32 protein-coding genes are annotated in these 23932 nt (G+C 27.2%); 13 read left to right on the top strand and 19 right to left on the bottom strand.

What is annotated here, in order from left to right; translation table 11 throughout:
• Positions 1–23: 23 nt before the first annotated feature.
• Positions 24–1280 (bottom strand): malic enzyme-like NAD(P)-binding protein, encoded by a 1257-nt coding sequence (locus ACH5BH_RS01675; RefSeq protein WP_423297244.1) that lies wholly within the window; start codon positions 1278–1280, stop codon positions 24–26.
• Positions 1281–1615: 335 nt separating this feature from the next.
• Entirely contained in the window at positions 1616–2284 is a 669-nt protein-coding gene (gene pgeF, locus ACH5BH_RS01670) for a peptidoglycan editing factor PgeF (RefSeq protein ID WP_423297243.1), read from the bottom strand.
• An 86-nt stretch (positions 2285–2370) separates the two neighbouring features.
• Here pgeF and ACH5BH_RS01665 point away from each other — a divergent pair, with 86 nt between their 5' ends.
• A complete protein-coding gene (locus ACH5BH_RS01665) occupies positions 2371–2985 on the top strand; it encodes a class I SAM-dependent methyltransferase (protein ID WP_423297242.1) in 615 nt (204 codons plus the stop codon).
• A gap of 9 nt (positions 2986–2994) precedes the next feature.
• On the opposite strand, the gene ACH5BH_RS01660 is transcribed toward ACH5BH_RS01665, so the two are convergent.
• Together ACH5BH_RS01660 and ACH5BH_RS01655 are read right to left on the bottom strand one after the other, a co-directional pair.
• Positions 2995–3438, bottom strand: coding sequence for a hemerythrin family protein (locus ACH5BH_RS01660; protein WP_423297241.1), 444 nt, complete (start codon positions 3436–3438; stop codon positions 2995–2997).
• Positions 3439–3487: 49 nt separating this feature from the next.
• The gene (locus ACH5BH_RS01655) at positions 3488–4168 is read right to left on the bottom strand and encodes a hypothetical protein (protein ID WP_423297240.1); all 681 of its coding nucleotides are present in this window, start codon (positions 4166–4168) and stop codon (positions 3488–3490) included.
• A 114-nt stretch (positions 4169–4282) separates the two neighbouring features.
• On the opposite strand from ACH5BH_RS01655, the gene ACH5BH_RS01650 reads away from it, so the two are divergent.
• Positions 4283–5080: a shikimate dehydrogenase gene (locus ACH5BH_RS01650; RefSeq protein ID WP_423297239.1), complete on the top strand. Its 798-nt coding sequence runs from the start codon at positions 4283–4285 to the stop codon at positions 5078–5080.
• Positions 5081–5090: 10 nt separating this feature from the next.
• On the opposite strand, the gene ACH5BH_RS01645 is transcribed toward ACH5BH_RS01650, so the two are convergent.
• From ACH5BH_RS01645 to ACH5BH_RS01635, 3 genes are all read right to left on the bottom strand, one after another.
• Complete coding sequence (locus tag ACH5BH_RS01645; protein WP_423297238.1) at positions 5091–5648, bottom strand: hypothetical protein; 558 nt, start codon at positions 5646–5648, stop codon at positions 5091–5093.
• Between the two features lie 11 nt (positions 5649–5659).
• Positions 5660–6526, bottom strand: a complete 867-nt coding sequence (locus tag ACH5BH_RS01640) for a hypothetical protein (RefSeq protein WP_423297237.1) — start codon at positions 6524–6526, stop codon at positions 5660–5662.
• A 124-nt stretch (positions 6527–6650) separates the two neighbouring features.
• Positions 6651–6779, bottom strand: coding sequence for a type II toxin-antitoxin system CcdA family antitoxin (locus ACH5BH_RS01635; RefSeq protein WP_423297410.1), 129 nt, complete (start codon positions 6777–6779; stop codon positions 6651–6653).
• 226 nt (positions 6780–7005) lie between these two features.
• Between ACH5BH_RS01635 and ACH5BH_RS01630 the strand changes: the two genes are divergently transcribed.
• A complete protein-coding gene (locus tag ACH5BH_RS01630; protein WP_404304189.1) occupies positions 7006–7356 on the top strand; it encodes a cupin domain-containing protein in 351 nt (116 codons plus the stop codon).
• Positions 7357–7376: 20 nt separating this feature from the next.
• On the opposite strand, the gene ACH5BH_RS01625 is transcribed toward ACH5BH_RS01630, so the two are convergent.
• On the bottom strand, positions 7377–7949 hold the full coding sequence (locus ACH5BH_RS01625; protein ID WP_404304190.1) for an HPP family protein: 573 nt from the start codon (positions 7947–7949) through the stop codon (positions 7377–7379).
• A gap of 369 nt (positions 7950–8318) precedes the next feature.
• Here ACH5BH_RS01625 and ACH5BH_RS01620 point away from each other — a divergent pair, with 369 nt between their 5' ends.
• From ACH5BH_RS01620 to ACH5BH_RS01605, 4 genes are all read left to right on the top strand, one after another.
• A complete protein-coding gene (locus ACH5BH_RS01620) occupies positions 8319–8651 on the top strand; it encodes a DUF6172 family protein (protein ID WP_404304203.1) in 333 nt (110 codons plus the stop codon).
• Between the two features lie 140 nt (positions 8652–8791).
• Positions 8792–9439, top strand: a complete 648-nt coding sequence (locus tag ACH5BH_RS01615) for a UPF0323 family lipoprotein (RefSeq protein ID WP_404304204.1) — start codon at positions 8792–8794, stop codon at positions 9437–9439.
• Positions 9440–9442: 3 nt separating this feature from the next.
• Complete coding sequence (locus tag ACH5BH_RS01610) at positions 9443–10621, top strand: glutathionylspermidine synthase family protein (RefSeq protein WP_423297236.1); 1179 nt, start codon at positions 9443–9445, stop codon at positions 10619–10621.
• Between the two features lie 97 nt (positions 10622–10718).
• Positions 10719–11762, top strand: coding sequence for a hypothetical protein (locus ACH5BH_RS01605; protein WP_423297235.1), 1044 nt, complete (start codon positions 10719–10721; stop codon positions 11760–11762).
• On the opposite strand, the gene ACH5BH_RS01600 is transcribed toward ACH5BH_RS01605, so the two are convergent.
• Genes ACH5BH_RS01600 through ACH5BH_RS01565 form a run of 8 tightly spaced genes read right to left on the bottom strand, consistent with a single transcriptional unit; the run spans position 11745 to position 16508 of the window.
• Positions 11745–12194: a hypothetical protein gene (locus tag ACH5BH_RS01600; protein ID WP_423297234.1), complete on the bottom strand. Its 450-nt coding sequence runs from the start codon at positions 12192–12194 to the stop codon at positions 11745–11747. The genes ACH5BH_RS01605 and ACH5BH_RS01600 overlap by 18 nt on opposite strands.
• Positions 12187–13140, bottom strand: a complete 954-nt coding sequence (locus ACH5BH_RS01595; protein WP_423297233.1) for a tetraacyldisaccharide 4'-kinase — start codon at positions 13138–13140, stop codon at positions 12187–12189. Before ACH5BH_RS01595 ends, ACH5BH_RS01600 begins: the two co-directional genes overlap by 8 nt.
• Positions 13141–13146: 6 nt before the next feature.
• Positions 13147–14286 (bottom strand): DegT/DnrJ/EryC1/StrS family aminotransferase, encoded by a 1140-nt coding sequence (locus ACH5BH_RS01590; RefSeq protein ID WP_404304209.1) that lies wholly within the window; start codon positions 14284–14286, stop codon positions 13147–13149.
• A gap of 4 nt (positions 14287–14290) precedes the next feature.
• Entirely contained in the window at positions 14291–15052 is a 762-nt protein-coding gene (locus tag ACH5BH_RS01585) for an NAD+ synthase (protein ID WP_423297232.1), read from the bottom strand.
• A gap of 24 nt (positions 15053–15076) precedes the next feature.
• Positions 15077–15289, bottom strand: a complete 213-nt coding sequence (locus ACH5BH_RS01580; protein ID WP_404304211.1) for a hypothetical protein — start codon at positions 15287–15289, stop codon at positions 15077–15079.
• 4 nt (positions 15290–15293) lie between these two features.
• The gene (locus tag ACH5BH_RS01575) at positions 15294–15521 is read right to left on the bottom strand and encodes a (2Fe-2S)-binding protein (RefSeq protein WP_404304212.1); all 228 of its coding nucleotides are present in this window, start codon (positions 15519–15521) and stop codon (positions 15294–15296) included.
• 4 nt (positions 15522–15525) lie between these two features.
• The gene (locus ACH5BH_RS01570) at positions 15526–15753 is read right to left on the bottom strand and encodes a (2Fe-2S)-binding protein (protein ID WP_404304213.1); all 228 of its coding nucleotides are present in this window, start codon (positions 15751–15753) and stop codon (positions 15526–15528) included.
• Complete coding sequence (locus ACH5BH_RS01565; protein ID WP_423297231.1) at positions 15753–16508, bottom strand: TerB family tellurite resistance protein; 756 nt, start codon at positions 16506–16508, stop codon at positions 15753–15755. The genes ACH5BH_RS01570 and ACH5BH_RS01565 overlap by 1 nt, the downstream gene beginning before the upstream one ends.
• 109 nt (positions 16509–16617) lie before the next feature.
• Here ACH5BH_RS01565 and tatB point away from each other — a divergent pair, with 109 nt between their 5' ends.
• The 5 genes from tatB (at position 16618) to ACH5BH_RS01540 (ending at position 20140) form a co-directional block, all read left to right on the top strand.
• A complete protein-coding gene (gene tatB, locus ACH5BH_RS01560; protein ID WP_404304215.1) occupies positions 16618–17100 on the top strand; it encodes a Sec-independent protein translocase protein TatB in 483 nt (160 codons plus the stop codon).
• The gene (gene tatC, locus ACH5BH_RS01555) at positions 17100–17831 is read left to right on the top strand and encodes a twin-arginine translocase subunit TatC (RefSeq protein ID WP_404304216.1); all 732 of its coding nucleotides are present in this window, start codon (positions 17100–17102) and stop codon (positions 17829–17831) included. Before tatB ends, tatC begins: the two co-directional genes overlap by 1 nt.
• Positions 17832–17836: 5 nt before the next feature.
• Positions 17837–18859 carry a tRNA preQ1(34) S-adenosylmethionine ribosyltransferase-isomerase QueA gene (queA, locus tag ACH5BH_RS01550; RefSeq protein WP_423297230.1) on the top strand — a complete coding sequence of 341 codons (1023 nt, stop codon included), beginning with the start codon at positions 17837–17839 and terminating at the stop codon, positions 18857–18859.
• Positions 18860–18890: 31 nt separating this feature from the next.
• The gene (locus ACH5BH_RS01545; RefSeq protein WP_423297229.1) at positions 18891–19643 is read left to right on the top strand and encodes an exonuclease domain-containing protein; all 753 of its coding nucleotides are present in this window, start codon (positions 18891–18893) and stop codon (positions 19641–19643) included.
• Between the two features lie 62 nt (positions 19644–19705).
• On the top strand, positions 19706–20140 hold the full coding sequence (locus ACH5BH_RS01540; protein WP_423297228.1) for a hypothetical protein: 435 nt from the start codon (positions 19706–19708) through the stop codon (positions 20138–20140).
• A gap of 32 nt (positions 20141–20172) precedes the next feature.
• Here the strand turns inward: ACH5BH_RS01540 and ACH5BH_RS01535 are convergent, their stop codons facing one another.
• Genes ACH5BH_RS01535 through ACH5BH_RS01525 form a run of 3 tightly spaced genes read right to left on the bottom strand, consistent with a single transcriptional unit; the run spans position 20173 to position 22291 of the window.
• Positions 20173–20784, bottom strand: coding sequence for a CatB-related O-acetyltransferase (locus ACH5BH_RS01535; RefSeq protein ID WP_423297227.1), 612 nt, complete (start codon positions 20782–20784; stop codon positions 20173–20175).
• A gap of 10 nt (positions 20785–20794) precedes the next feature.
• Positions 20795–21889, bottom strand: coding sequence for a CDP-glycerol glycerophosphotransferase family protein (locus tag ACH5BH_RS01530; protein WP_423297226.1), 1095 nt, complete (start codon positions 21887–21889; stop codon positions 20795–20797).
• Positions 21890–21898: 9 nt separating this feature from the next.
• On the bottom strand, positions 21899–22291 hold the full coding sequence (locus tag ACH5BH_RS01525) for an FAD synthase family protein (protein WP_404304222.1): 393 nt from the start codon (positions 22289–22291) through the stop codon (positions 21899–21901).
• Positions 22292–22490: 199 nt separating this feature from the next.
• Here ACH5BH_RS01525 and ACH5BH_RS01520 point away from each other — a divergent pair, with 199 nt between their 5' ends.
• A complete protein-coding gene (locus ACH5BH_RS01520) occupies positions 22491–23828 on the top strand; it encodes a sodium-dependent transporter (protein ID WP_404304223.1) in 1338 nt (445 codons plus the stop codon).
• The last annotated feature ends 104 nt before the right edge of the window (positions 23829–23932 follow it).

Here is a 23932-nt window from a genome sequence, read left to right as displayed (position 1 = left end):
TCTTAATTAATAGATAATTTAACCTATACCATGTGAGAAAGTTTTTCTCTATATGATTCTAAATCAAACTCTTTTATTCTTGCTACTCCTGTTTGCACTGCTGCATTGGCAACTGCTGCACTTACTTCAACCATAAGTCTTTTGTCAAATGGAATAGGAATAATATAATCAGGACCATAAGATAAATCACCAAACATAACTTTCAATTCAGGATATAAAGGCTCTTTTGCTAAGTCTGCAATAGCTTTTGCTGCAGCCATTTTCATACTCATATTGATTTTTCTAGTTTGTACATCTAATGCACCTCTAAAAATGAAAGGGAATCCAAGTACATTATTTACTTGATTTGGGAAATCACTTCTTCCTGTACCAATAATTGCATTTGGTCTTACTTCTCTAACTTCTTCAGGGAAAAGTTCAGGTGTAGGGTTTGCTAATGTAAATACAATAGGTCTCTCACTCATAAGTGAAATATGCTCTTTTGTAAAAGTTCCTGGTCTTGATAATCCTAGAACCATATCAGCATCCGTAAATGCTTCATTCATAGTAATAGCATCATCAATCATAAAGTCTTTTTTATATTTATTTAAATCTGTTCTACCTTTATGAATAACGCCTTTTGAATCGCACATAATTAAGTTTTTAACACCTAATTCTTTGTACATTGTAGAACAAGAAATAGCCGAAGCCCCTGCACCTACAACTACTACTTTCATGTCTTCTGGTTTTTTATCCATCATTGAAGCTGCATTCATAAGTCCTGCTGTTGTAATAATAGCTGTTCCATGTTGGTCATCGTGCATAACAGGAATATTTAACTCATCAACTAATCTTCTTTCAATTTCAAAACACTCAGGTGCTTTAATATCTTCTAAATTAATTCCACCAAATGTTGGAGAAATTGCTTTTACTGTTTCACAAAACTTATCAATATCTTTTTCATCAACTTCAATATCAAAAGAATCTACTGCTGCAAACTTTTTGAATAATACAGCTTTACCTTCCATAACTGGTTTTGAAGCTAATGCTCCAATATCACCAAGTCCAAGTACAGCTGTACCATTTGAAATAACTGCAACTAAATTTCTTTTTGATGTATATGTATATGCAGCCTCTGGGTTTTCTTTTATTTCTTCACAAGGGTATGCAACTCCTGGAGAGTATGCAAGAGATAAATCTCTTTGTGATTCTAATCTTGTAGTAGTAGCAATAGCAACCTTTCCTGGGTTGGGAACTTTATGGTAATCTAATGCTTCATTTTTTGTTACTTTAGTACTCATTCTAATCCTTATATTTTCTGCTTTCTTTAAAATGTGGTAAAATAGTAACAGAAGAAAGCTTAAAAAAGATAAATTTACAAACTAATTTAAAAGCCAAGCTTCATTTAAGCTAGTTATGTAAAATTTATGTAAACTACTATAAGTAATTACTTTTTTTAATACAACTTTAATAATTACTTTGATGTATTTTTGCTTTTAATATATTGTTTTTATGGTACTTTTTATAAGATTATAAAATACAAACTTAAAAAGTTTTTTATAGGTTTTAGATAATTTTTAATCTTAAAACTCTTTAAGTTTTGCTTGATTTTTGAGTAATTTTGTAATATGTTATTTTAAAGTTTTATAATACCTGCAAATCTACCAGTTTTTGGGTCTTTTCTATAAGAATAATGTTCAGTTTCTGAACATTTTGTACAAATTTTTGAAATTTTAATATTTTTTACTTGATTTTGTTCTAAAATTGAACGATTTATTCCTTGAAGATCAATATTTTTTCCTTCTATAAACTCTTCTCCAAAGTTTTGTTCTACTATTTTTAAAAGCTCATCATTTACCTCATAACAACACTTTTGAATACTAGGCCCCATAATAGCTTCTATATTTTCACCTTTACATCCAAAATGATTTTTCATAATATCAAGTGCCACTTGTACAATCTTTAAAAAAGTAGAGTTTCTTCCTGCATGAAGTGCTGCTATGACACCTTCTTCTTTATCATGTAAAAGAATAGGAATACAATCAGCAACCATAACCATAAGAGGTAAGTTTTTTTCATTTGTTATTAAACCATCACAATCATCTATACATTTAGGAGATTCATGTGTTACAATTGCTACTTTATTTCTATGAACTTGATTCATATATCGTAAATCACTAAATCTATAACCATGTTTTATAGCTAAAGCTTTTTGATTTTTATCTACATTATGTCTTTTATCGCCTACATGATAAGCTAAGTTTCCATCACTTTTATCTGTAAAAACTGCTAATATATTCTTCATAAGTTTCTACCTTTTAATTATTTTTCATAATTGTACTGTAAAAAGTTTGATTTTGATATAATATTATTTTTAAACAAAGGATATAAATGAATAGATTTGATGAAGCAGCAAAAACTTGGGATAAAAAACAATCAAGTATAGACAGCTCAAATGCTTGTGTAAAGAATCTTCTTGAAAAAATAAGCTTAAGACAAAATGCTGATATTTTAGACTATGGTTGTGGTACTGGATTTATTGCATTTGCACTTAATAATAATACTAATAACATTTTAGGTATGGATTATTCTGAGGGAATGGTAGAAAAATTTAATGAAAAAGCTGAGCAATCAAACTTTGATAATATTACAGCTGTAAGACATAATATAAATGAAGAAGAACTTCCAAAAGAACAATTTGATTTAGTAATCTCTTCAATGACAATGCATCATATAAAAGATACAAATATGTTTGCTAAAAAATGTTTTGATGCCTTAAAAAAAGATGGTATTATATGTATAAATGACCTTGAAAAAGAAGATGGAACTTTTCATAAAAAACACAACAATGATGGAGTTGAGCACTTTGGTTATGAAAAAGAAGAAGTATGTAAAATCTTTGAAAAAATAGGCTTTGAGATTATTTCGTCTGATACTGTATTTATTCATGAAAGAAATGATAAGGAGTATCCACTTTTTAATCTAATCGCAAAAAAAGGTAAATAAACTTACCTTTTAATGCATTGCACTACATGGACTCATACCAGTCTTAAAAAAGTTAGCTGTAACAGTATCCATAGTTTGAATATGATTTACTAACCAACTTAGTAAATCCCCTTCTAAATAAGAAATCAAAGAATCAATATCATCACTATTTATAAAACTATTCAATATATAAGCCATATTTTCTAAACATCTATCATGTTCACCTTTATGCATCATATAAGGAGGAAATCTTAACTCAAGCATTTTTGCTTCTTCCCCCTTAAAGTGGTTAACTGTATGATTATACCACTTTTCATAACAAGCAATAAGATCTTTTCTATCTTCATCTTTTTTCGTATTTTTATAAACTACTGCTTTTTCATATAGTTCATTTATAATATCAACATCTTCAAAATGTACATCATTCATAAAATCTTCTGCAACTAATGGTAAGTTATTTTTATCTATAAGCATTATCAGCCTTTTTGTTTTTTATGAATTTTTACATAATTTGTATAAATAATCATTGATTGATATCAATAGTTCTTGTATCAATTATCTTAAATTTTTCAATATCAATATTTGAACTAAAATATTTACCATCTTTTTTATAATGAACTATAATCTCTGAGCCATCTATAAATCTCCATGATACAAAACTTTGTAGCTTTTCAAATAATTCGATATATTTCTTTCCAGAAGGAGTTGATAAAACTAAAGAAAATCTATCTTGAATAGATAATCTTGCGTCGTTATTTGTATCTTCTTTTACTACTAAATACATCAAAGCCTTTGTATCTTTTGATGTTGATATTAAATTATTTTTTTCTAATCTAAATAAATCTAAAATAAGTTTATCATTTTTTTTGAATAACCAATAAGATTTGCTATTTTCTAAATCTGTAAATAAATAGTTTTTTACAGAATAAGTATGCTTTGAATAATATGATTGTTCATAATCTTGCGTTAAAACAAGAGGTGTTACTTGATATTTGTCATTTAAAAACTGTGCATTTGCTTCAAGCTTGTAATTTTCTTTTGAATCTTTATTATCTTGAATATTTACAATATTACTTACTTCTTTATAACTTTGATTTTGAATAAACCCATAAGCCAATAAACTCACTCCAAGAAGACCAATAGCCAAAATAATCAAAGAGTTTACTCTCCATATAAATCTAAAAAAACTGTTCTTGTCACTCATAATAATCCCTATATTTTTTATTTACTTTAAAATAATTTTGTGTATTTAAAGTGAATATACGAATATATCAACAGAGTTTTGATAAAATCATATTTTTAAATTAAGGAAATATATATGTCAAAAGAAAAATTCGTAATATTTGGAAATCCAGTAGCTCACTCAAAATCACCACAAATGCAAAATGCAGGGTTTGAAGCACTAAATTATGATGGTGTTTATGAAAAACACCACTTAGAAGATGGAGCAACTATAAAAACTACCTTTTTAGAAAACTCATACAAAGGAGCAAATATCACAGTTCCACATAAAGAGTTTGCATATAAAAATGCCGATGAAGTAAGAGGTTTAGCAAATAAAATCCAAGCAGTAAACACATATATAAATGAAAATGGAAAAATCATAGCATACAATACAGATGCACCAGGTTTCTTAAAAGCGATAGAATCTTTTGGAGTGGTAAAAAATGTACTACTTTTAGGAGCAGGAGGAACAGCAAAAGCAATTGCGCTTGCCTTACAAGAAAAAGGTATCAAAGTAACAGTACTAAACAGAAGTGCAAGAAAACTAGAGTTTTTCAAAAATGAAGGTATCACTTCATACTCATGGGAAAATTTCAAAGCAGAAGAGTATGATCTAGTAGTAAACTCAACAAGTGCAGGACTAAAAGATGAGTATCTTCCATGCGACAAAGAGATCCTAGAGCCAATTTTAAAAAAAGCCTCTTATGCTTTTGACTGTGTATATGGAAAAATCACACCATTTTTAGCATTAGCTAAAAAGAATGGCTGTGAGATAAAAGACGGTGAGGATATGTTACTTTTCCAAGGGGTTTTAGCTTTTGAATACTTCACAAAACAAAAAGTTGATGAAGATGTGGTTGAGACTATGAGAAAAGGGTTAAAAGGAGAGTAACTTACTCTTCTTATACTTTCTTTTTTATAGAACTATTTAAAAATATTGAAGAATAAAATAAATTATAAATTAACTGAAAAAACAAAACTATATAAATAGAAAAACTTATAATGAATAGTTTATTATTTTCTACTAAAAAGAATAATGTATCTTTAGTTAAATCTGGGATAATCATAAAAGTTAAAAATATACCAATTATTGAAGTTAACAATGATATTTCTACATTATAAAAAAATAAAGAACTTCCTATTTCTCTATAAGTAAAGTTTGTATTTTGAGACTTTTCTTCGAGCTTTTGATTATTAATTGAAATGAAAATTGCAAATGATGCAATACTAAAACCTAAAATTATTCCAATTAAGCTGTTCATTTGTTTTATTAAGTCCAGTAATTTAAGATTATCTAAATTTAAATACTTTACTATAAAGTAAAATAATACTATTGATAAAACAGGGAATAAATATCTTAATGTAAAAAAAGATGCTCCTATTCCATCTTTATATATTTTCCTTATTTCAAATCTTTTTTTTGTTAATTCAAAAATGATTTTATGGATTTGAAAGTTCATACTTTATCCTTTTATATAGTTTCGTAATCTCCAGTATTGATAACATTTATAAACTTATCAACAATCTCCTCATGAATATCCTTATTAACAGACTTTATGTAAAATGGTAATTGAAAGAAAGGTACATACTTTGTAGAATCAGTATGTAAAGGAATTTTCTTATTTTTAGTCTTTCCATCATCAACAATCAGTAAAACATCTTTATCTTCATGAGATTTTGGATTATTTATCAAAAAATTTAGACTGTTTAAAAATTTAGCTCCATTTTCAAACCTCGAAATTTGAGTTAATTTTGTTTCTGTTTTTTGTTTTTCGCTATCAGGTAAATCTATTATCGCCTTTTTTGTTTCATTAATAATTATTTGTTTCCCTATTATTTCATTTTCTAAAAGTTTTTTAATATAATCACTTTGTAAAATTGAACCAATAAAAAGTTTAGATTTCTCTTTATCATCTAAACTCTTATAACCTATTATTCCTCCAATTAGTTTTTTTATACTTCCTATTTGTATTCTTTGATTTTTTTCTACTAATAAATAATGACTATTACCTGTTTTTGAAATTGTTTTCCTACTTATAAATATATGTGTATAGTCACTAATATGCTCACTTTCTAAAAAATCAATATCTTCACTTTTAAATGTTTTAGTATCGAATTTTGTTTTACTAACTTCTTCATTTGTTCTTCCAATTAAAAAACAATAACCATCATTAGTTACTTTATAATTAGAAATAAAAAGTAATTCGCCTTCTTCATTCCCTAATCTAATAACTTCTTTATTTTTCTTACTTTCTTGTAAAGACTTAATTACATTTTCATATTTAAACTTATTAAAAATTATTCCGTAAACATGTCCCCAGTTTGAGATACTACTCATTTTATTCCTTTTAAATTTCTCTTAATATTTCAATTAATAAATTTCATATTTAGTAACAAAAATATATAAAAGTACATTATAACTAATGATAATTATTTTTTTATTAAAAAATTCTACTATCTTTTTATATCAGTCCTTCTTTTTCAATCTCTTTGTTATAAGCATCAATAGCTTCTTTATTCTCTTTATACCACCGTTCTGCTTTTTTTTCTTTTGAAGCAATATTTAAATAACTAGTTAATGCTTCTGTAATAATCTGACTTTTCTTTTTCCTTTGATTTAAAGCTACATTATCTAGTTATTTTAAATCCTTTAGTATATTTTACCATACAAGTTATAGACTTTATTATTTTCTCTTTTCCAAGAGCCAAAACTAAAACAACTATCTCTTAACCTTTTGATACTTTATTAAAATATAAGTCAAAATAAATGATTATAATATAAAATATAATATATTAAAAAACAAAAAAGGATTATATATGTCATACTGTACAAACTCAGATACTATTGAAAAAAATGATATCCCAAAAACTCAAAAAGCACAAATTGCTGTATTAACTCCAAGTGTTGATAAGGATTTCTTAGTTAGGAAAATCAAGCTTACATCAGGTGGTTCTATGCCAAATCATACAAATAAAATTCAACATCAACAGTATGTTTTAAAAGGTGAAGCAAAAGTTGTTATAGGAAATGAAGAGTTTCATGCTAAAGAAGGTGATTTTTTATATATTCCTGCTGGAATAAATCACTATTATGAAGCTTGTTATGGAAGTGATTATGAGTTTTTATGTATGATTACTACTAAAGAAGATGAAATTACGATGTTATAAAGATAGAAATTATTCTATCTTTATTTTGATTTTTTCTTTGGATTAAATATAAATTTATTGAACTTTATTCCATCTGGATAATGTCTATATTTTGAAATATTGTTGACTATTAATGCAATAATTAATAATATAAATGAACCTGAAGCAACAGGATATAAAATATAAAGAAACCCAAGATTATGTATATCTTCACTTCCTATAACAGCTATTAAAGCTGTAGCACCACCTGGTGGATGTAAAGTCAATGTCAACTGCATCACTAAAATAGCAGTAGCAACTGCAAAAGCAGAACATAAAAGTAAATTATCAAAAAAAAGTTTATAGGAAACCACTCCAACAACTGCTGATAAGATATGTCCACCTATAAAGTTTCTAGGTTGAGCTAAAGGTGAATGAATTGCACCATAAACTAAAACCGCACTTGCACCAAAAGAGCCAATAACTAAAGCTAAGTCCTTATCTCCTAAAATATCTCTATGAAATAATGTAATGCTTAATATACCAATAAATGCACCTATCCAAGACCAAATAAGATTTGAACGCTCTAAACTTTCAGTATTAATTTTTTTAAACTGTTTAAGAAATTTTTTCATACTAATTATCCAATTTTTTTTCAACTATATCAATACATTCACAACATCTCATTGATATATATCAAGAAACTTAAAAAAAATTTTGACTACAATTATAAAAATACTTTAGGATATTTAATGTTTTTTAATCTATTTAAAAAAAAAGAGTGGCAAAAAGAAAAAAAGCCAATATATGTATGTAAACATTGTAAACTTACATGTAAATCCTGTGAAACTCTATATTGTTTTACTTGCTATAGAAATGAATCTAATCCATGTCCTAGTTGTGGAAAAAGAAATATTGATTATAAAAAATAAAGCTGAAAAAAAACTACATATAAATCAAATTTTAGATATACTTACATTCTAAATTAAAACGAAAGAGAAAAATTGAAAAAAACGTTTAAACTTGAAGATGGGAAAAGACATCCAGATAGAATTATTGAAGCAATAAAACACGAAGTTAGAAAATATATCAAAAGAGAAAAAAAGAAAAAACTACCAGAAAACGTTGACTTTTGGAAATTTGATTGTAAAAGTTCTATAAATGGCGAAGAAGCACAACATTTAGAATTTATAGATATTACAAAAGCAATTGATGAGGCAGCATCTTGTAAAGCTGAAACTTTATATCTTGAGATTATAGCAACTCATGGTATTAAAGAGAAAAAAGAAAAAATTCAAGAATCACAAGAAGAAACTACAGAAGACTTATCAAAATAATTAACTAACAATTAATTTTAAAACTAAAGACGAAAAAAGATCAAGACTTTTTTTGTCTTTCTTCATCTTTTTTATAGCAACAATTAAGTATCATATCCTAAAAATTTATTATTTTATATAAGTATAAAAGGATTACTAGTTTGAAGAAAAGAAATCATATTAAAAAAATATCAGATTATGCTATGGTTGGAGGACTTGGTGCTATTTTAGTTACAGGACTTGTAGGTTGTAGTGATGGTGGAAATAATAACCAGCAACAAGGTCAAAGTGACGCATTTTCACAAGCTTCTCAAAAGCAAGGTGCCTTTGTAGTTATTGAACAATCAACTGATGGAAGATATGCTATTGCAGATGAATTTCCTGCTTCAAAAACAACAATCGTTTTAAGAAAACCTGATGGAAGTGAAAGAATTCTAACTAAAGAAGAAATAGATAAATTAGTTAAACAAGAAGAAGCAAAAATCGATGCAGGTACATCACCTCTTACAAATCCAGAAATGTCTAATGGTGGAATGGGACTAGGAGGAGTTTTACTATCTTCTATTGCAGGGGCTATGATTGGTTCTTGGTTAGGAAATAAACTATTCAATAATCAAAACTATCAAAATCAAAGAAAAGCTCAATATAAATCACCTCAAACTTACAGTAGATCGCAAAACTCATTTAGTAAAAATGCAACTAGTTCTAAAACATCTAGTTCAAGTAAAAAAAGTGGTTTCTTTGGAAGTAAATCATCTAGTTCAAGTTCTAAAAGTTCATTTGGTTCTTCAAGATCGTTTGGTGGATGATAAATGAAATTACAAAAACTAGAACCATTAACAGATGAATATTTAGAATCTATAGGATTTGTATGGCATACAGATGAAGATAATACTTCTTATGTAGCAGATGAAATAGTAGAAATAACTCCTGAAGAAGCAGAGGCTTACTATGAAGCAACAAATGAACTTTATGATATGTTTTGTGAAGCTGGAGAGTATGTAGTCGAAAATGATTTATTCCATGAATTAAATATACCTTTTAATCTTGTTGAAATGATAAAAGAGTCATGGGAAAATGATGTTCATTGGCATTTATATTCTAGATTTGATTTAGCAGGAGGGATTGATGGTAAACCTATTAAACTTATCGAATTTAATGCAGATACACCAACTTCACTTTTTGAAACAGCTATTATTCAATGGGCAATGTTAAAGAAAAATGGACTTGATGAAGCAAGCCAGTTTAACAACCTATATGATGCACTAAAAGACAACTTCAAAAGAATTATTACACTTGATAGTGACTTAGAAAAGTTTGATGAATACTATTCAAAACTTGGATGGAAAATATTATTTACATCTATTTCAGGACTTCCAGAAGACGAAAATACAACTAAACTTCTACAACATATAGCAACTGAAGCTGGTTTTAACACAGACTTTGAATTTATAGACCAAGTTGGATTTAATGATGAAGGTATTTTCAAAGAAGATGAACTATTTGAGTTTTGGTTTAAGCTTATTCCATGGGAAGATATAGCTATTGATGAAGGTGAATTAGCACTTATCTTAACTGAAATCATTAAAGAAAAAAAAGCAATCATTTTCAACCCTGCTTATACTTTAATGTTCCAATCAAAAGGCTTTATGAAAATTCTTTGGGATTTATATCCAAATCACCCACTTCTACTTGAAACTTCATTTGAACCACTACAAGGTAAAAAACAAGTTGAAAAGAGATGTTTTGGTAGAGAAGGAGCAAATACTAAAATCATAAATGAAGATGGAAGTATAGATGTAGAGACGCAAGGTGATTATGAAGGACACAAAGCTATTTATCAAGAGTATGTAGAACTTCCAACAGATAGTCAAGGAAACTCATATCAAGCAGGAGTATTTTATGCTTATGAAGCTTCTGGTTTAGGTTTTAGAAGAGGTGAAAAAATCTTAAATAATATGTCAAAATTTGTAGGACATGTTATAAAATAACTAAGGCAATGCCTTAGTTATTAATTAATACTTTCTTAAAATAATTAAATTAAGCTATAATATAAAAACCTAAGCTTTTTAACATATTGGAGCCTTTATGAATAGTATGATAGCCCTTGAAGAAATGATAAAAGAAGAAGAAAAAAGAGTAAGTTTACTTCAAAAACAATTATCAAATCATGAGGCAGGAGAAAATAGGCTTTCACGTTTAGCCCTAGCTTCAACTGAATCAACCTTAGAAGAAACAAGAGAAAAACTAACTAAACATAAAGCCATGTATGAAGAACTCTTAAAACAAGACTTAAAAGAACTTGAAGAAAAAGAGAAACTTGAAGAAGCAATAAAAAGAAAAAAATACTTTGAAAATCAAAATCTAAGAATAAAAAACAATAATCAAAGAAGTGATGATCAAAAACTTGAAGCTATGATGATTTTAGATGAACTTCCCCAAGAAGTTAATTTTGAAGACGATGAACTGTTTGAAGTAGCAGAAAAATCCCTAGAATTAAACCTAAGAGATCATAAAGAGCTAAAAGATGAATTAAGTCAGATTAGAAAAGATTTTGAAAACCATCTAAAAAATTGTAAAGATGAAAAACTAAAAGAAATAGAACTATTAAATTTTAGAATCCCTATTCTTATATTACATTTTAGTGTTTTATTAAAAAATATTCAAAATAACTTTGTTCTAAATGAAGATAAAAAAAAAGAAAATCAAAAAAAAGAAAAAATCAAAAAATTCACAGGTTTTCCTAAATATGAGGACTGGTGGATTCAAGAATTATGGAGTAGTCATCAAGCTTATTTTGCTCTTTTTAAATTCAAAGCCATTATTATGAACCTTTGTAAAACAGGTGAACAAAAAAGATCTTGGTCTAAAATTTTTGATAATTGGATTTTTATAAAAAAAGTACTAAATGATAAAGGACAGTTAGCCTATGATTACCATTTTGCTTTAGATGCTCTATTACATAAATATGCTAACTTAGATGAAGAACTAGAAAGTAAAAACCTAGAGTCTATGGAGATGATTATTAAGAAGATTACAAAAAAAGAAGATTTCTCTAAAATGGCAAGAAACCATACTATTATAACACCTTATTTAAAATTTAAAAAAGAAAAATTAAATAGTATTAAGTAATACTTCAAAATTAGCTTGTATTTTTTTTAAATCCCTTAAAAGTAAAATAGGATTATGATTTAAATAAGGACTTTTCTTTCTTAAATCTTTCACTCTAATATCAATTTTACCATCAATTAAAACTATATCATAGAACATATTAGAATCCGTAAAACTAATACTTAAAGGTAAATAATACTCTTCTTGATCATCTGCTAAATACCACATAGTTTCATTATTTATACTTACATAAGGCAAGGTAGCTTCTATTTTCATTTGGTTTAAACCATTTTTATTAAATAATATTTTTTTAATATTTTTAATATTTAATATTGAAGTGTCAATATTTTTACAAACTCGTTTATACATTATTCTCCAAATAAACGAATTTAATCTTCTTGTACTATCAAGATGAGCCAAAGGCTCATCATTTATATAATGTATGTTATTCATCTGATTTTATATACTCTTGCATTATTGAAAAATCTATATTTTCATCAAATTTTATATCTAAATCCATCAAATATAAATCTTTTATATTAAACTTTTTTAGTTTTACTAAGTCTTTGCCTGTTGTAATAATACTATATTCCTTATACTGTTGATAAATATTATTAATATCTTCTTTTGTAAAAGAATAATGATCAGGAAAACTCACCATTTTAGTTTCTTTTGGGAGAAACTCTAATAATCTTTTTGGTTTAGAAATAGCTGTTAGCAATAAAAGTTTTGAAGGAAGTTTTACTTCTTTAGTTAAGTTATTTGCCTTTTTAAAAGTAATAACTCTTTTAAAATCCTTACCTTCTCTAAGTTCTAAATCTGCATTAAAATAAAAACCTTTAGGCTCTCTATAACATCCACTTGGCAAACAAAACATATTTGTAGGTTCTTTTTTTGGTCTAAGTAAGATATTAAATTTTTTTATATGATATTTAGAAAACCCATCATCTAAAAAAACTATTTTACAACCTAACTCTTTTGCTTTTTGTATCGCTTTTACCCTATTTTCACTTACAATTATTGTAGCTTTTGGTAAAGAATTTGCTAAAAGTATAGCTTCATCACCTGCTGTTTCCACATCTTCTAAAAGTTCACCATTGTGAGAAACTACATATAAGCCTTTTGAAGATCTTCCATAACCTCTCAAAACTACACAAACTTTTTCATATTTGGAAGCAAGTTTAATAGTAATAGGTGTTTTACCACTTCCACCTACAATAATATTTCCTATAGATATTACAGGAATACCCAAATTTATTTCTTTTGCCATTACTCTTTTAAATAATATTATTAGCATATAAATAAAAGTTAGCGGTAATAATAAAAATGATATAAATTTTTGGAAAGTATTTGGATAGAAGAGGTATTCTTCTATCCATGTATAAAGTTTTTGTTTCAAGTTAGCTTATATCCACTCAGATGCAACTTCAATTACTTGGTCACAAACATAGTTTACTTCATCATCTGTAAGACCTGCATACATTGGCAAGGAAAGTATTTGTTGATAGTTATTAAGTGCATTTGAAAATGCTGTAATTTTAATAGAATATTTTGTTTTATAATAAGATAAAAGATGTAATGGAATATAGTTAAGTCCAGTAGCAACTCCTCTATCTTTTAAAGCCCTAGCAAAAGCATCTCTATTTCTTGATATTTTTACTATAAATTGAGTGAAAATATGCTCATCTTTATGTGGTGGAATTGTGATGTGTTTCACACCAGTTAATCTTTTTTCATATAAAGCTGCAATTTCTTTTCTTCTTTTGATAAATTTCTTAGTTTTATTTAATTGAGCTAAAGCATAAGCTGCATCTAGTTCAGATAAATCATATTTATGTCCAATATCTACAACATCATATACATAGTCTAAGTTTCCATAATTATCATAAGTAGTTGTTAAAGCATGTGTTCTTAGAAGTTTTGCTCTATTAGCAATATCCTCATTATTTGTTACAATAATTCCTGATCTTGAAATAGCATATTTAGAGTTTGATGGGTTTGTAGAAAAGATAGTCATATCAGCTCTTAAATTACCTACTGATTTACCCTTATAAGTAGCACCTAAAGAAGATCTACAGTCTTCAATTAAAATAATTCCATACTTTTTTGCGATATCATAAATTCTATCTAAATCAGGAGTTTGTCCACCTACAAAAGTAATTATTGCCCCTCTTAACTTTTTAGAACTATTTTCTTCTAATGCTTTTTCAAATTTATCAACATCAATATTCATATCTTCCTTATTAATATCAATAAAAACAGGTTCAGCATCAAAATGTCTAACACATTCAGGTAAGTTAACAAAAGAGTTTACAGACATTAAAATTTTGTCTCCTCTTTTAAGTTTTATAGCACTTAAAGCAAGGTGAACAGCAGCTGTAGATGTTGCAGTAGCAACAGCATATTTAGCTCCTACAAAATCTTTTATACTTTCTTCAAACTCAAGTACTTTTGATAAATCGTCTTTTGATTCTAAAACACTTCTAATTTGATTTAACTCTTCATTATCTAAAGATGCTTTATAAATTGCAACTTCTCTTTTCATAAATTTAACTCCACTTAATTTTTGCTATTGTAGGTAGTTTACCTTTAAAAGCATTTGCTTTTATTCTATAATCTAACATATCTATTAATTTCTCATCAAAACCTAAAGCTATTAGTTCATTTTTTGATTTATTTTCATCAACCATAGGTTTTAGTACATCATCCATTTGTTTATATGAATAACCTAATTCATTTTCATCACTTTGACCTTCCCATAGGTCTGCACTTGGAGCTTTATTTACTATTGCATCAGTTACACCTAAAAACTTAGCAAATTCAAATTCATCACTTTTATACATTTCACCAATTGGATTAATTGCACAAGCAATATCTCCAAAAATAGTCCCATAACCTAAAAGTAACTCACTTTTATTTGATGTCCCAACAACAATTGATTTTTCTCTTGATGAAATATCATAAAGCACTGACATTCTCATTCTTGCACTAAAATTTCCAATTCTTAATTTGTCATCATCCATGTTATCAATAAAAGCTTCTATCATAGGAGCTATAGAAACAATTTCATATCTAATATCAAACTTTTCGCATAATTCAACCGCATGATCAGTTGAACTTTGACTTGAAAATTGTGATGGCATTAAAACACAATTCAAATTATCACCAAAAGCCTCTTTACAAAGTACAGCAACAACAGCTGAATCAAGGCCTCCTGATAAACCTACAGTAACTTTTTTTAAACCTGTTTTTTTTACTTCATCTTGTAAAAAAGTAATTAATTGTTCTTTTACATTATCCCAATTTATCAATCCATATCCTTTTGTGAAGATATATTATAACTCATCTTTTTTTGTTTTCTCATAAAGTTCATCTAAATAACCAGCATTATCAATATTTACTTTTTCTTTTTTTTGCATAAGTTGATTTTTAATCTCTTCTAATTCTTCTTGTTCAAAATACTCAAGATAGTTTGGATTTATTTCTATACTATCTTCTTTAGATGTTTTTATAAGCTCTTTTATTTCTTGTATTAATTCTTCTTTCATTCAACTACTTTTTAAATTTTTCTAAAACTTCAACTAAATAAAGTTCCATTTTATCAGCACCAATATCATCTTCTGGACTTTTACAAGATTTACAACAAGTACCAGCGTCTGTCAATTCCCCAATCTGTTCTAAAGTATTAGCTCCTCTTTCTTTAATAGAGTGTATTAACTCAGCTAATGTTACATGTTTACATTTACATACCTCATAAGAGTGATGGAAATTTCTTGCCATTAAACTAATCCTTTTTCAGTTCATTTAAAATTTGTTTACAATAAATACTCTTTTTTATTTTTCCAAAATCTCCTTCTGGAAAAATACAATGTCTACATTCAGTACCCGCTTTAGTCATATCTTGAAGATCTCTTAAAGTTTTAGCATTTTGATTATTTATTACATTTTTTATATCATCAATTGTAACATTTTTACAATTACATACTTCATAAGAGTCATCAAAACCAAACACTAAATTCCCCTATTTTTTTTGATTAGTTCATAAGCTTCATTTATCTCTTGTAATTTTGATGTTGCTTCATCTATAATATTTTGAGAAGCTCCCTGCCCTGCAACTATATCGGGATGATATTTCTTTACAAGTTTTCTATAGTTTTTCTTAATAGTAGTATCATCATCATTAACACTAGATTCTAAAAGTTCATAAGCTTTGTCAATACTAAAAGCCTCATTTTTAGCTGTATTTTCATAAAAAGCTTTAAAATTACTTACAAGATTTTCAAAATCATTATTTTTGATTTTTAATGCGTTAGAAATATCTTCTGTAATCATTTTTTCTGTATCTGAAAAATCTTTATCTATAAAAGCTAAATTTAACAAATACTCCATAATTTTAACACGCTTTGTATAATCATATTTTGTTAAGCTGTATAATTTTTCACAAATATTAATAGTATTATTAAAACTCTTTTTCTGTTCATTGTATAATTGTTTTAATCTATCTCTTATTTCTTCTTGATTTTCAAAATGTCTTGAAATATCATTTAATGTATGCTTTAAAAGTTCTGCTTCTAATTCACATACTTTTCCATCAGCTTTTGCTACTTTTGCCATTAAAGCAACTAAAAGTCCTGCTTCATGAGATAATAAATCTCCTTCAAATTTCTCTTTTATATTTAAATTAATATTTTTAAATTTTTCTGTTTTATAATTTCTTGCTATTAAAAATAGAATTAACCCAATCACTAGTAAAACTATTATTTTCATCATTATCCTTTTTATTGTTTACAGTTATTTTGCTAGATTTTATCAAATTTTAGTTAAAATCTTAACCTTAAATATACATTGGAGTTATATTATGTTTGGAATGGGCTTTATGGAAATACTACTAATTGCAATTATTGCAATTGTTGCGCTAGGACCCGATAAACTACCTACAGCAATGGTAGAAATAGCGAAATTTATGAAAAAATTCAAATCAGGTGTTGAAGATGCAAAATCTACACTTGATAGCGAGCTAAATTTAAAAGAGATGAAAGAAGAAGCTCAAAAATTCAAGGCACAAATTGAAAATACTAAGTCAAGTGTAAATCTTAATAATCATGTTGATTTAGGTTTAGATAAGTTAATAAATGATGACCTTGATTCTTCATCAAAAAATGAAACTCAAAGTATTGAAGAAAACTCTTCAAGTGATGAAAAAGTATCTTTCAAGAAAAAAAAGAAAAAGAAAGAAAAAAATTCACAAGAAACTGTAAATGAAGAAAAAACAGTTGAGCAAAACAATGAAGAGATTATGCAAAATGCTGCAAATAAATTTAAAGTAGATTTAAATGAAAAAAAAGAGGATAACGCTTAATGTTAGATGATTTAAAACCGCATATAGCGGATCTTAGAAAAAGGTTAATGATTTCAGGAGCATGTTTGATTGTTATGTTCTTTGGATGTTTTTTCTTTTATGAACCAATTTTAGGTTGGATGATGGTACCTGTAGAGGCAGTTCTTCCACCAAATTCACAAATGGTTGCAGTTGAAATTCAAGAGACTTTCTTTACAGCTTTAAAAGTAGCTTTCTTCTCTGGTTTTTTACTTTCATTACCAGTAATTTTTTGGCAAATGTGGCTATTTTTAGCACCTGGTTTATATGATCATGAAAAAAAATTAGTTGTACCTTTTGTATTTTTTGCAACTTTAATGTTTTTAAGTGGTGCAGCATTTGCTTATTGGGTTGTTGTTCCTTATGGTTTTGAATTCCTTGTAAACTTCGGTTCAGCTGTTGTTACAGTATTACCAAGTATTGGTAAGTATGTAGGTTTCTTTACAAAATTATTATTTGGTTTTGGTATTGCATTTGAATTACCTGTAATTACATTTTTCCTTGCTAAGATTGGTTTAGTTGATGATAAAATGTTAAAAGATTTCTTTAAATATGCAGTTGTATTGATTTTTATTTTAGCTTCACTTTTAACTCCGCCTGATGTATTAACACAATTCTTAATGGCAGGACCATTAATTATACTTTATGGTGTATCTATTTATATAGCAAAAATATTTAACCCTGCACCAAAAGAAGAAGAGGAAGAAGAGTAAAATATATGCTTGACCCATTAAAAACTTCGAGCTATGATTATAATTTACCAAATGAACTCATAGCAACAAAACCTGTAAGCCCAGCAGACTCTGCTAGGCTTTTAGTTTATGATAGAAAAACTGACACTATAACTCATACAACTTTTAAAAATCTAATGAACTTTTTACCTAATAAAATTTCTGTATTTTTAAATGATACAAAAGTAATCAAAGCTAGAATATATGGAAAAAAAGAATCAGGTGGAAAAGTTGAACTTCTTTTAAATAAACCTTTATTTATAGATAGATATCTTGTTATGACAAGAGGAAGAGTAAAAGTAGGAACTGAGATTTTTTTTGATAAAGACTTACAAGCTCAAGTATTAGAACTAAATGAAGATGGAAGTAGGATTGTAAAATTTACTAAAAATGGTGAAAAAATAGACTTTTTAGAATTAGTAAATATCTTAAATGAAATAGGACATTTACCTCTACCTCCTTATATGAATAGAGAAGATAATCAAGAAGATGAAAAAGATTATCAAACACTTTTTGCCAAAAACTATGGAGCAGTAGCAGCACCTACAGCTTCACTTCACTTTACAGAAGAGTTACTTCAAAAAATAAATAACAAATTTGATGTAAATTACCTCACACTTCATGTAGGTGCTGGTACTTTTAAGCCGGTAGATGCAGATGATATTTTAGAACACCCTATGCATAGTGAGTATTTTGAAATAGGAACTAAAGCTAAAGAAGCTTTAGATAAAGCAAAAAGTGTTTTAGCAGTTGGTACAACTGTTACTAGAACAGTTGAATATTATGCAAGGACAAACAAAATACAAGGTGAATGTGACTTGTTTTTGAACCCAGCAAACAAACCAATAAAGGTAGATCATCTACTTACAAACTTCCACCTTCCAAAATCTACACTTATTATGCTAATTGCATCATTTGTAGGTTTAGAAAAAACACTTGAAATATACAATACAGCCATAAAAGAAAAATATAGATTTTATTCTTATGGTGATGGTATGTTAATAATCTAAAAATTTGAATATATTATAAAGGAAATACAATATGCCACATTATGTGTTATTTGATACAGAAACAACAGGAAACCAAGAAGAAGATAGAGTAATTCAATTTGGAGCTATGATAGTTGACCAAAGAGGACAAATTGAAGCTTATGATGAGTTTTGTCATAGTGATATTGAAATAAAAATAGAAGCTATGGAAGTTCATAATATCACCCCTGATTTAATTGAAGGTAAGCCAGTAGCAACTGAAACTACTTTTTACAAAAGATTAGAAGAATTAAACACTCCTGAGAACTATTTAATTGCCCATAATATTGCTTTTGATATGGGAATGATAGAAAAAGAAGGCTTTAAAAATCAATATAAAATTATTGATACTTTAAGATGTGCAAAACATTTATTTCCACAAATGCCTTATCATAGACTACAATATTTAAGATATGCCCTTGAACTATACAAAACAGAACAAGAAGAAGCAGCAAGACATAATATAACAATCAAAGCACACGATGCGATTGGTGATGTATTAGTAATGAAACTTTTCTTAACAAAACTTGTAGCTAAGTGTAGAGAAGTTTATCCAGACTATAATCCCATGGAAAAATTAGTAGAACTTACAAAAACTCCTGTTTATATAAAAACTTTTAAATTTGGTAAACACAAAGGTAAAGATATAGCAGAAGTAGCAAAAGAGGATTCAGGTTATTTAAACTGGATGAAGTCAAACATGGATTTAGACGAAGATTTAAAATATACATTAGATAAAGTTTTAGGTTCTACTAACACATATTAATAAACAAAGTTTTTACAAACTTACTATACAATATTCTCATAATAAACTAAAAAGGTTTTATTATGAGAATAACTTCAATAAAAAAAAGACTTAAGATTTATCAAATTACTTCAATACTATCTATACTTTTAACTCTTGTTGGTTTTTCATATAATGTATATAGATTAGAACAAACAGAAATAAATAGTAATATTAGAACTTCTAGTTTTGAAATGCTAAAAGAATTAGCAAACTTAGAACAAATAGTTTATGCCTCACACTATGAAAAAGATGACAAAATTGGAAACCCTAGAATAGGATGGGTAAAAGTTGGAATAATTCAAGACTTAAGTATTATATCTTTTAAAGAAAAAAATAAAGCTGTTGAAAATTTATTAAAAATTTGGAAAAAAAATTGGTCTTTAATGAAAAATGATAGACAAGCAACTAATAGAATAATTAAGAGCATAGATGAAATAAGAAAAGAAATACGTATTGTACTTAAAAATCTAAATTAAGATATAAGTTACAATACATATAAATAATAAAACTATTTTTTTGACTCTAATTCATCTAAGGCTTTTTCTATATCATCAAAAGATATATCCTTTAAGTCCTCTACTTTCATATCCCACCATTGAACTTTTTCTAATCTTTGAATTGTTTCTTCATCAAATCTGTATTTTAAAACTTTTGCAGGGACACCTCCTACTATAGCATAAGGGGGTACATCTTTTACAACAACTGAACCACCAGCTACTATTGCTCCATTTCCTATTGTTAAGCCTCTTTTTACTACGGCTAAAGAACCAACCCAAACATCATTTCCAAAAATAGTCTCTTTTGGTCTTACAATCTTTTTTTGTTCAAAATCATCAATATAATCTGGAAAATGCAATTTTAAATTATATTGTATAGCAGAAGAGCTAAGCCATGTTGTAGGATGATCAAAAGCACCTAATTCACAATTTTTTCCAATTGAACAGTATTTACCCATTTTAGTTCCTGGGAAAAGTGTTGTTCCACTATTTATAAAAGTATAATTTCCAACATTACAAGAATGCTTAACATTTGCAGTTCCTACAAGCCTAACTGGTGCATTTAACACTGTATTTTTACCAACTTTTGCTTCTTTTGAAATATAGTTAATATCTTTACTCATTGTATTCCTTTTATTTTTTTATATTTTTAATAAGACTGTTTCTTTGAATAATATATTCAGAAATTTTATTTATAAAAGTTTGTGTACTTTCACCTTTTTTATATACACCTAAATAATACTCTTTAACTTTTTTTCTTTTTTCTTTATTTGAATCGATTGTTAATTCATTTGTTAAAATATCACCAAGGTTTTCAAAATTTTCATCATTTATTGTTTTAAAAGCTTTCGCTAATTCATTTATACTTTGATCTTCAAGTATTTCTAAATATGCAGCAGCTTTATTAGTATGTAAATAATCAATCATCACAGAAGTATTATCAAAAAAAGCAAAATCCACTAAAGTGAATACATCATTTATATTTTCCTCTTCCATATAATGAGCTTTTTGAGAACTATTTACTATTTTCTTGATTTCATCATGAGCAATTTTTGCTTTCTCACATCTCGTACCTAAAGCAGAATGAGGTTTATAAATCAGAATATAATTATCATTTTCTAAGATAGTATTTACTAAAAACAAACCATACTTTGCAACTGAGGTATAGTTCATTGAAGGATGTGTAGCCTCCCAAGTAGGGGCATACAAAATCACTTTTTGGTTTTCGCTTTTTTTGATTTTCATTTGATTTATATAATCAAGTTGTGGTCGTCCAACTTGAATAAATTTGTCTGCATTAAAATTAAGTAAATACTCTTTGTATCTATCAATACCTCTTTGCCCTACTGTAAATACATAATCATAAGCCTGTGATTGATTAGAGCGCATAGACTCTTTTTCACTTTCTCCATGATTTAAATGGATATGATAAGCTCTACTATTTCTTAAAGATTGAAAATTTCTAAGAGAATTATTTATATACAATATAACAGCAAACTCATTTAAATCATAAAATTCAATTAAATTAGTAAAAGATTCTATATAAACAACTTCAATACTTTGTTCATCATTTATATACTTATTATAAACTTCATAATCTGTTATGACGTATAAAACCTTTTCTTTTTTATCTAACTCTTCAAAAGGCATTTGCCATTGTTTTATTTGGTAGTAGGAATTAATCCCTCCACAAAAATATACTATTACTTTACAATTCTTATAATTCAAATTTACCTCTTATAATGTTTTAATTTTTTCTATTATTTCTGTAGTTGAAATATCAGGAGTTCTAGGAAGATACATAACTTCACAAATATCTTTAAACTCATCAAACTTGCCTGTCCAGTCACATCCCATAATCAAACAATCAGCATTGTGTTTAAGTAAATATTCTCTTTTCAATTCCAATGACTCTTCTAAAAATACTTCTGTAACAAAATCCAAAGAAGAAACTATTTTCATTCTTTCATCTTGTGAGTAAATAGGTTTTCTTCCTTTTTTACTAAAATTAAGGTTATCAGAAGAAACACCAACAATCAACTCATCTGCATGTTTTGCTGCCCTTTCAAGTATCTTTAAATGTCCATAATGAAAGATATCAAAAGTTCCAAAAGTTATAATTTTTTTCATTTATTCCTACTTTAAGTTAATTTAGTTTTTAAGTAACAAACAATATAACATATTATATATCTTGAAATGTTAATATTATATAAATCAAACACATATTTTATTACTATATAACAGTTAATATTTATAAATTCTTTTTTATTTCATTTAAGTTTCATTTAATTTCACTATAATTACATAAAATTTTTTAAAGGGTTTTAGCTTGAACAAATTTTCTAGAATTGGATTTATTCTAGCAGCTGCGGGTTCAGCTGTTGGTCTTGGTAATATATGGAAATTTCCTTATGTTACAGGAGAGTATGGTGGGGGAGCATTCGTACTTGTATACCTTCTTGCCATTTTATTTATTGGTTTAACAGTATTCTTAGCAGAAGCAGTTATTGGACAAAATGCACAATCAGATGTAGCAACTTCATTTGTTAAGACTTCAAAGTCTAAAAATGAAAATTGGAAGTTTGCAGGTTTTATGATTATAAGTGGATTATTAATCTTATCATTTTATTCAGTTGTATTAGGATGGATTTTAGATTATGTTATTACTTCATTTTCAGCATTGCCAACAGAAGCAAGTGTTGCAGGAGCTGCATTTGAGAAGCTTATTAGTGATGATATTGGAAATTTAATAGTTTATCATACACTTATTGCTGGTTCTGTTATTTTTATTGTATTAAAAGGTGTAAAAGCAGGAATTGAAAAAATCAATTTAATCTTAATGCCTCTTTTAGGTCTTATCTTAGCTGGATTACTTATCTACGCTTTAACATTAGATTCATTTTCACAAGCTGTGTCATTTATGTTTAGCCCTGACTTTAGTAAAATAAATGGTGATGCTCTTTTAGCTGCCCTAGGTCAAGCTTTCTTCACATTGTCACTTGGGGTTGGTACTATTATGACTTATTCTGCATCATTACCAAAAGAAGCAAACTTTGTAAAATCTTCATTTTATGTAGCAGTTGTTGATACAACTATCGCTATTGTAGCAGGTCTTATAATTTTCTCATTTCTTTTTGAAGCTGGAGCTCCAAGTGCTGCTGGGCCTGGATTAGTATTTATATCACTTCCTGTAATCTTTTCAGGATGGGGAGTTTTAGGTCAAGTTATTGCTATTTCATTTTTTGTAGCTTTAGTATTTGCAGGAATAACTTCTGCTGTATCTATGATTGAACCATCTTTAAAGTTCTTTATTGAGAGATTTGGCTTTACAAGAAGAAAAGCTACTATTCTTTGTGGTTCAATTTTTTACGGTTTAGGAATAGTTGCATTACTTTCAATGTCAAAAGCTTATGGGGCTGAATTAACATTTTTTGGGAAAAATGCTTTTGATTGGATGGACTTTATGACTTCATCAATTATGATGCCATTGGCAGCTATTTTAACTTGTATTTTCTTAGGATATTTTGTTGATAAAGATATGTTAAAAGAAAAGTTTACTAAACATACAAATGAAACTATTTTTAATATTTGGTATATATTAATTAGATATATTGTACCAATCGCAATTATAATACTATTTTTAAATAAATTAGGAATTCTTTCATAAAACAAAAAAGGGGAAAAAGATTAAACTTTTTCCCCTTTTTGATATTATCAAGTTTAAGAATAAACAATCTTTGTTTATCTTAATCACTATGTAGTGAATGTTTA

The sequence above is a fragment of the Arcobacter rhizosphaerae genome (assembly GCF_049472155.1).
Classification (GTDB): domain Bacteria; phylum Campylobacterota; class Campylobacteria; order Campylobacterales; family Arcobacteraceae; genus Arcobacter_B.
This window is presented reverse-complemented; position numbering and strand designations above follow the sequence as displayed.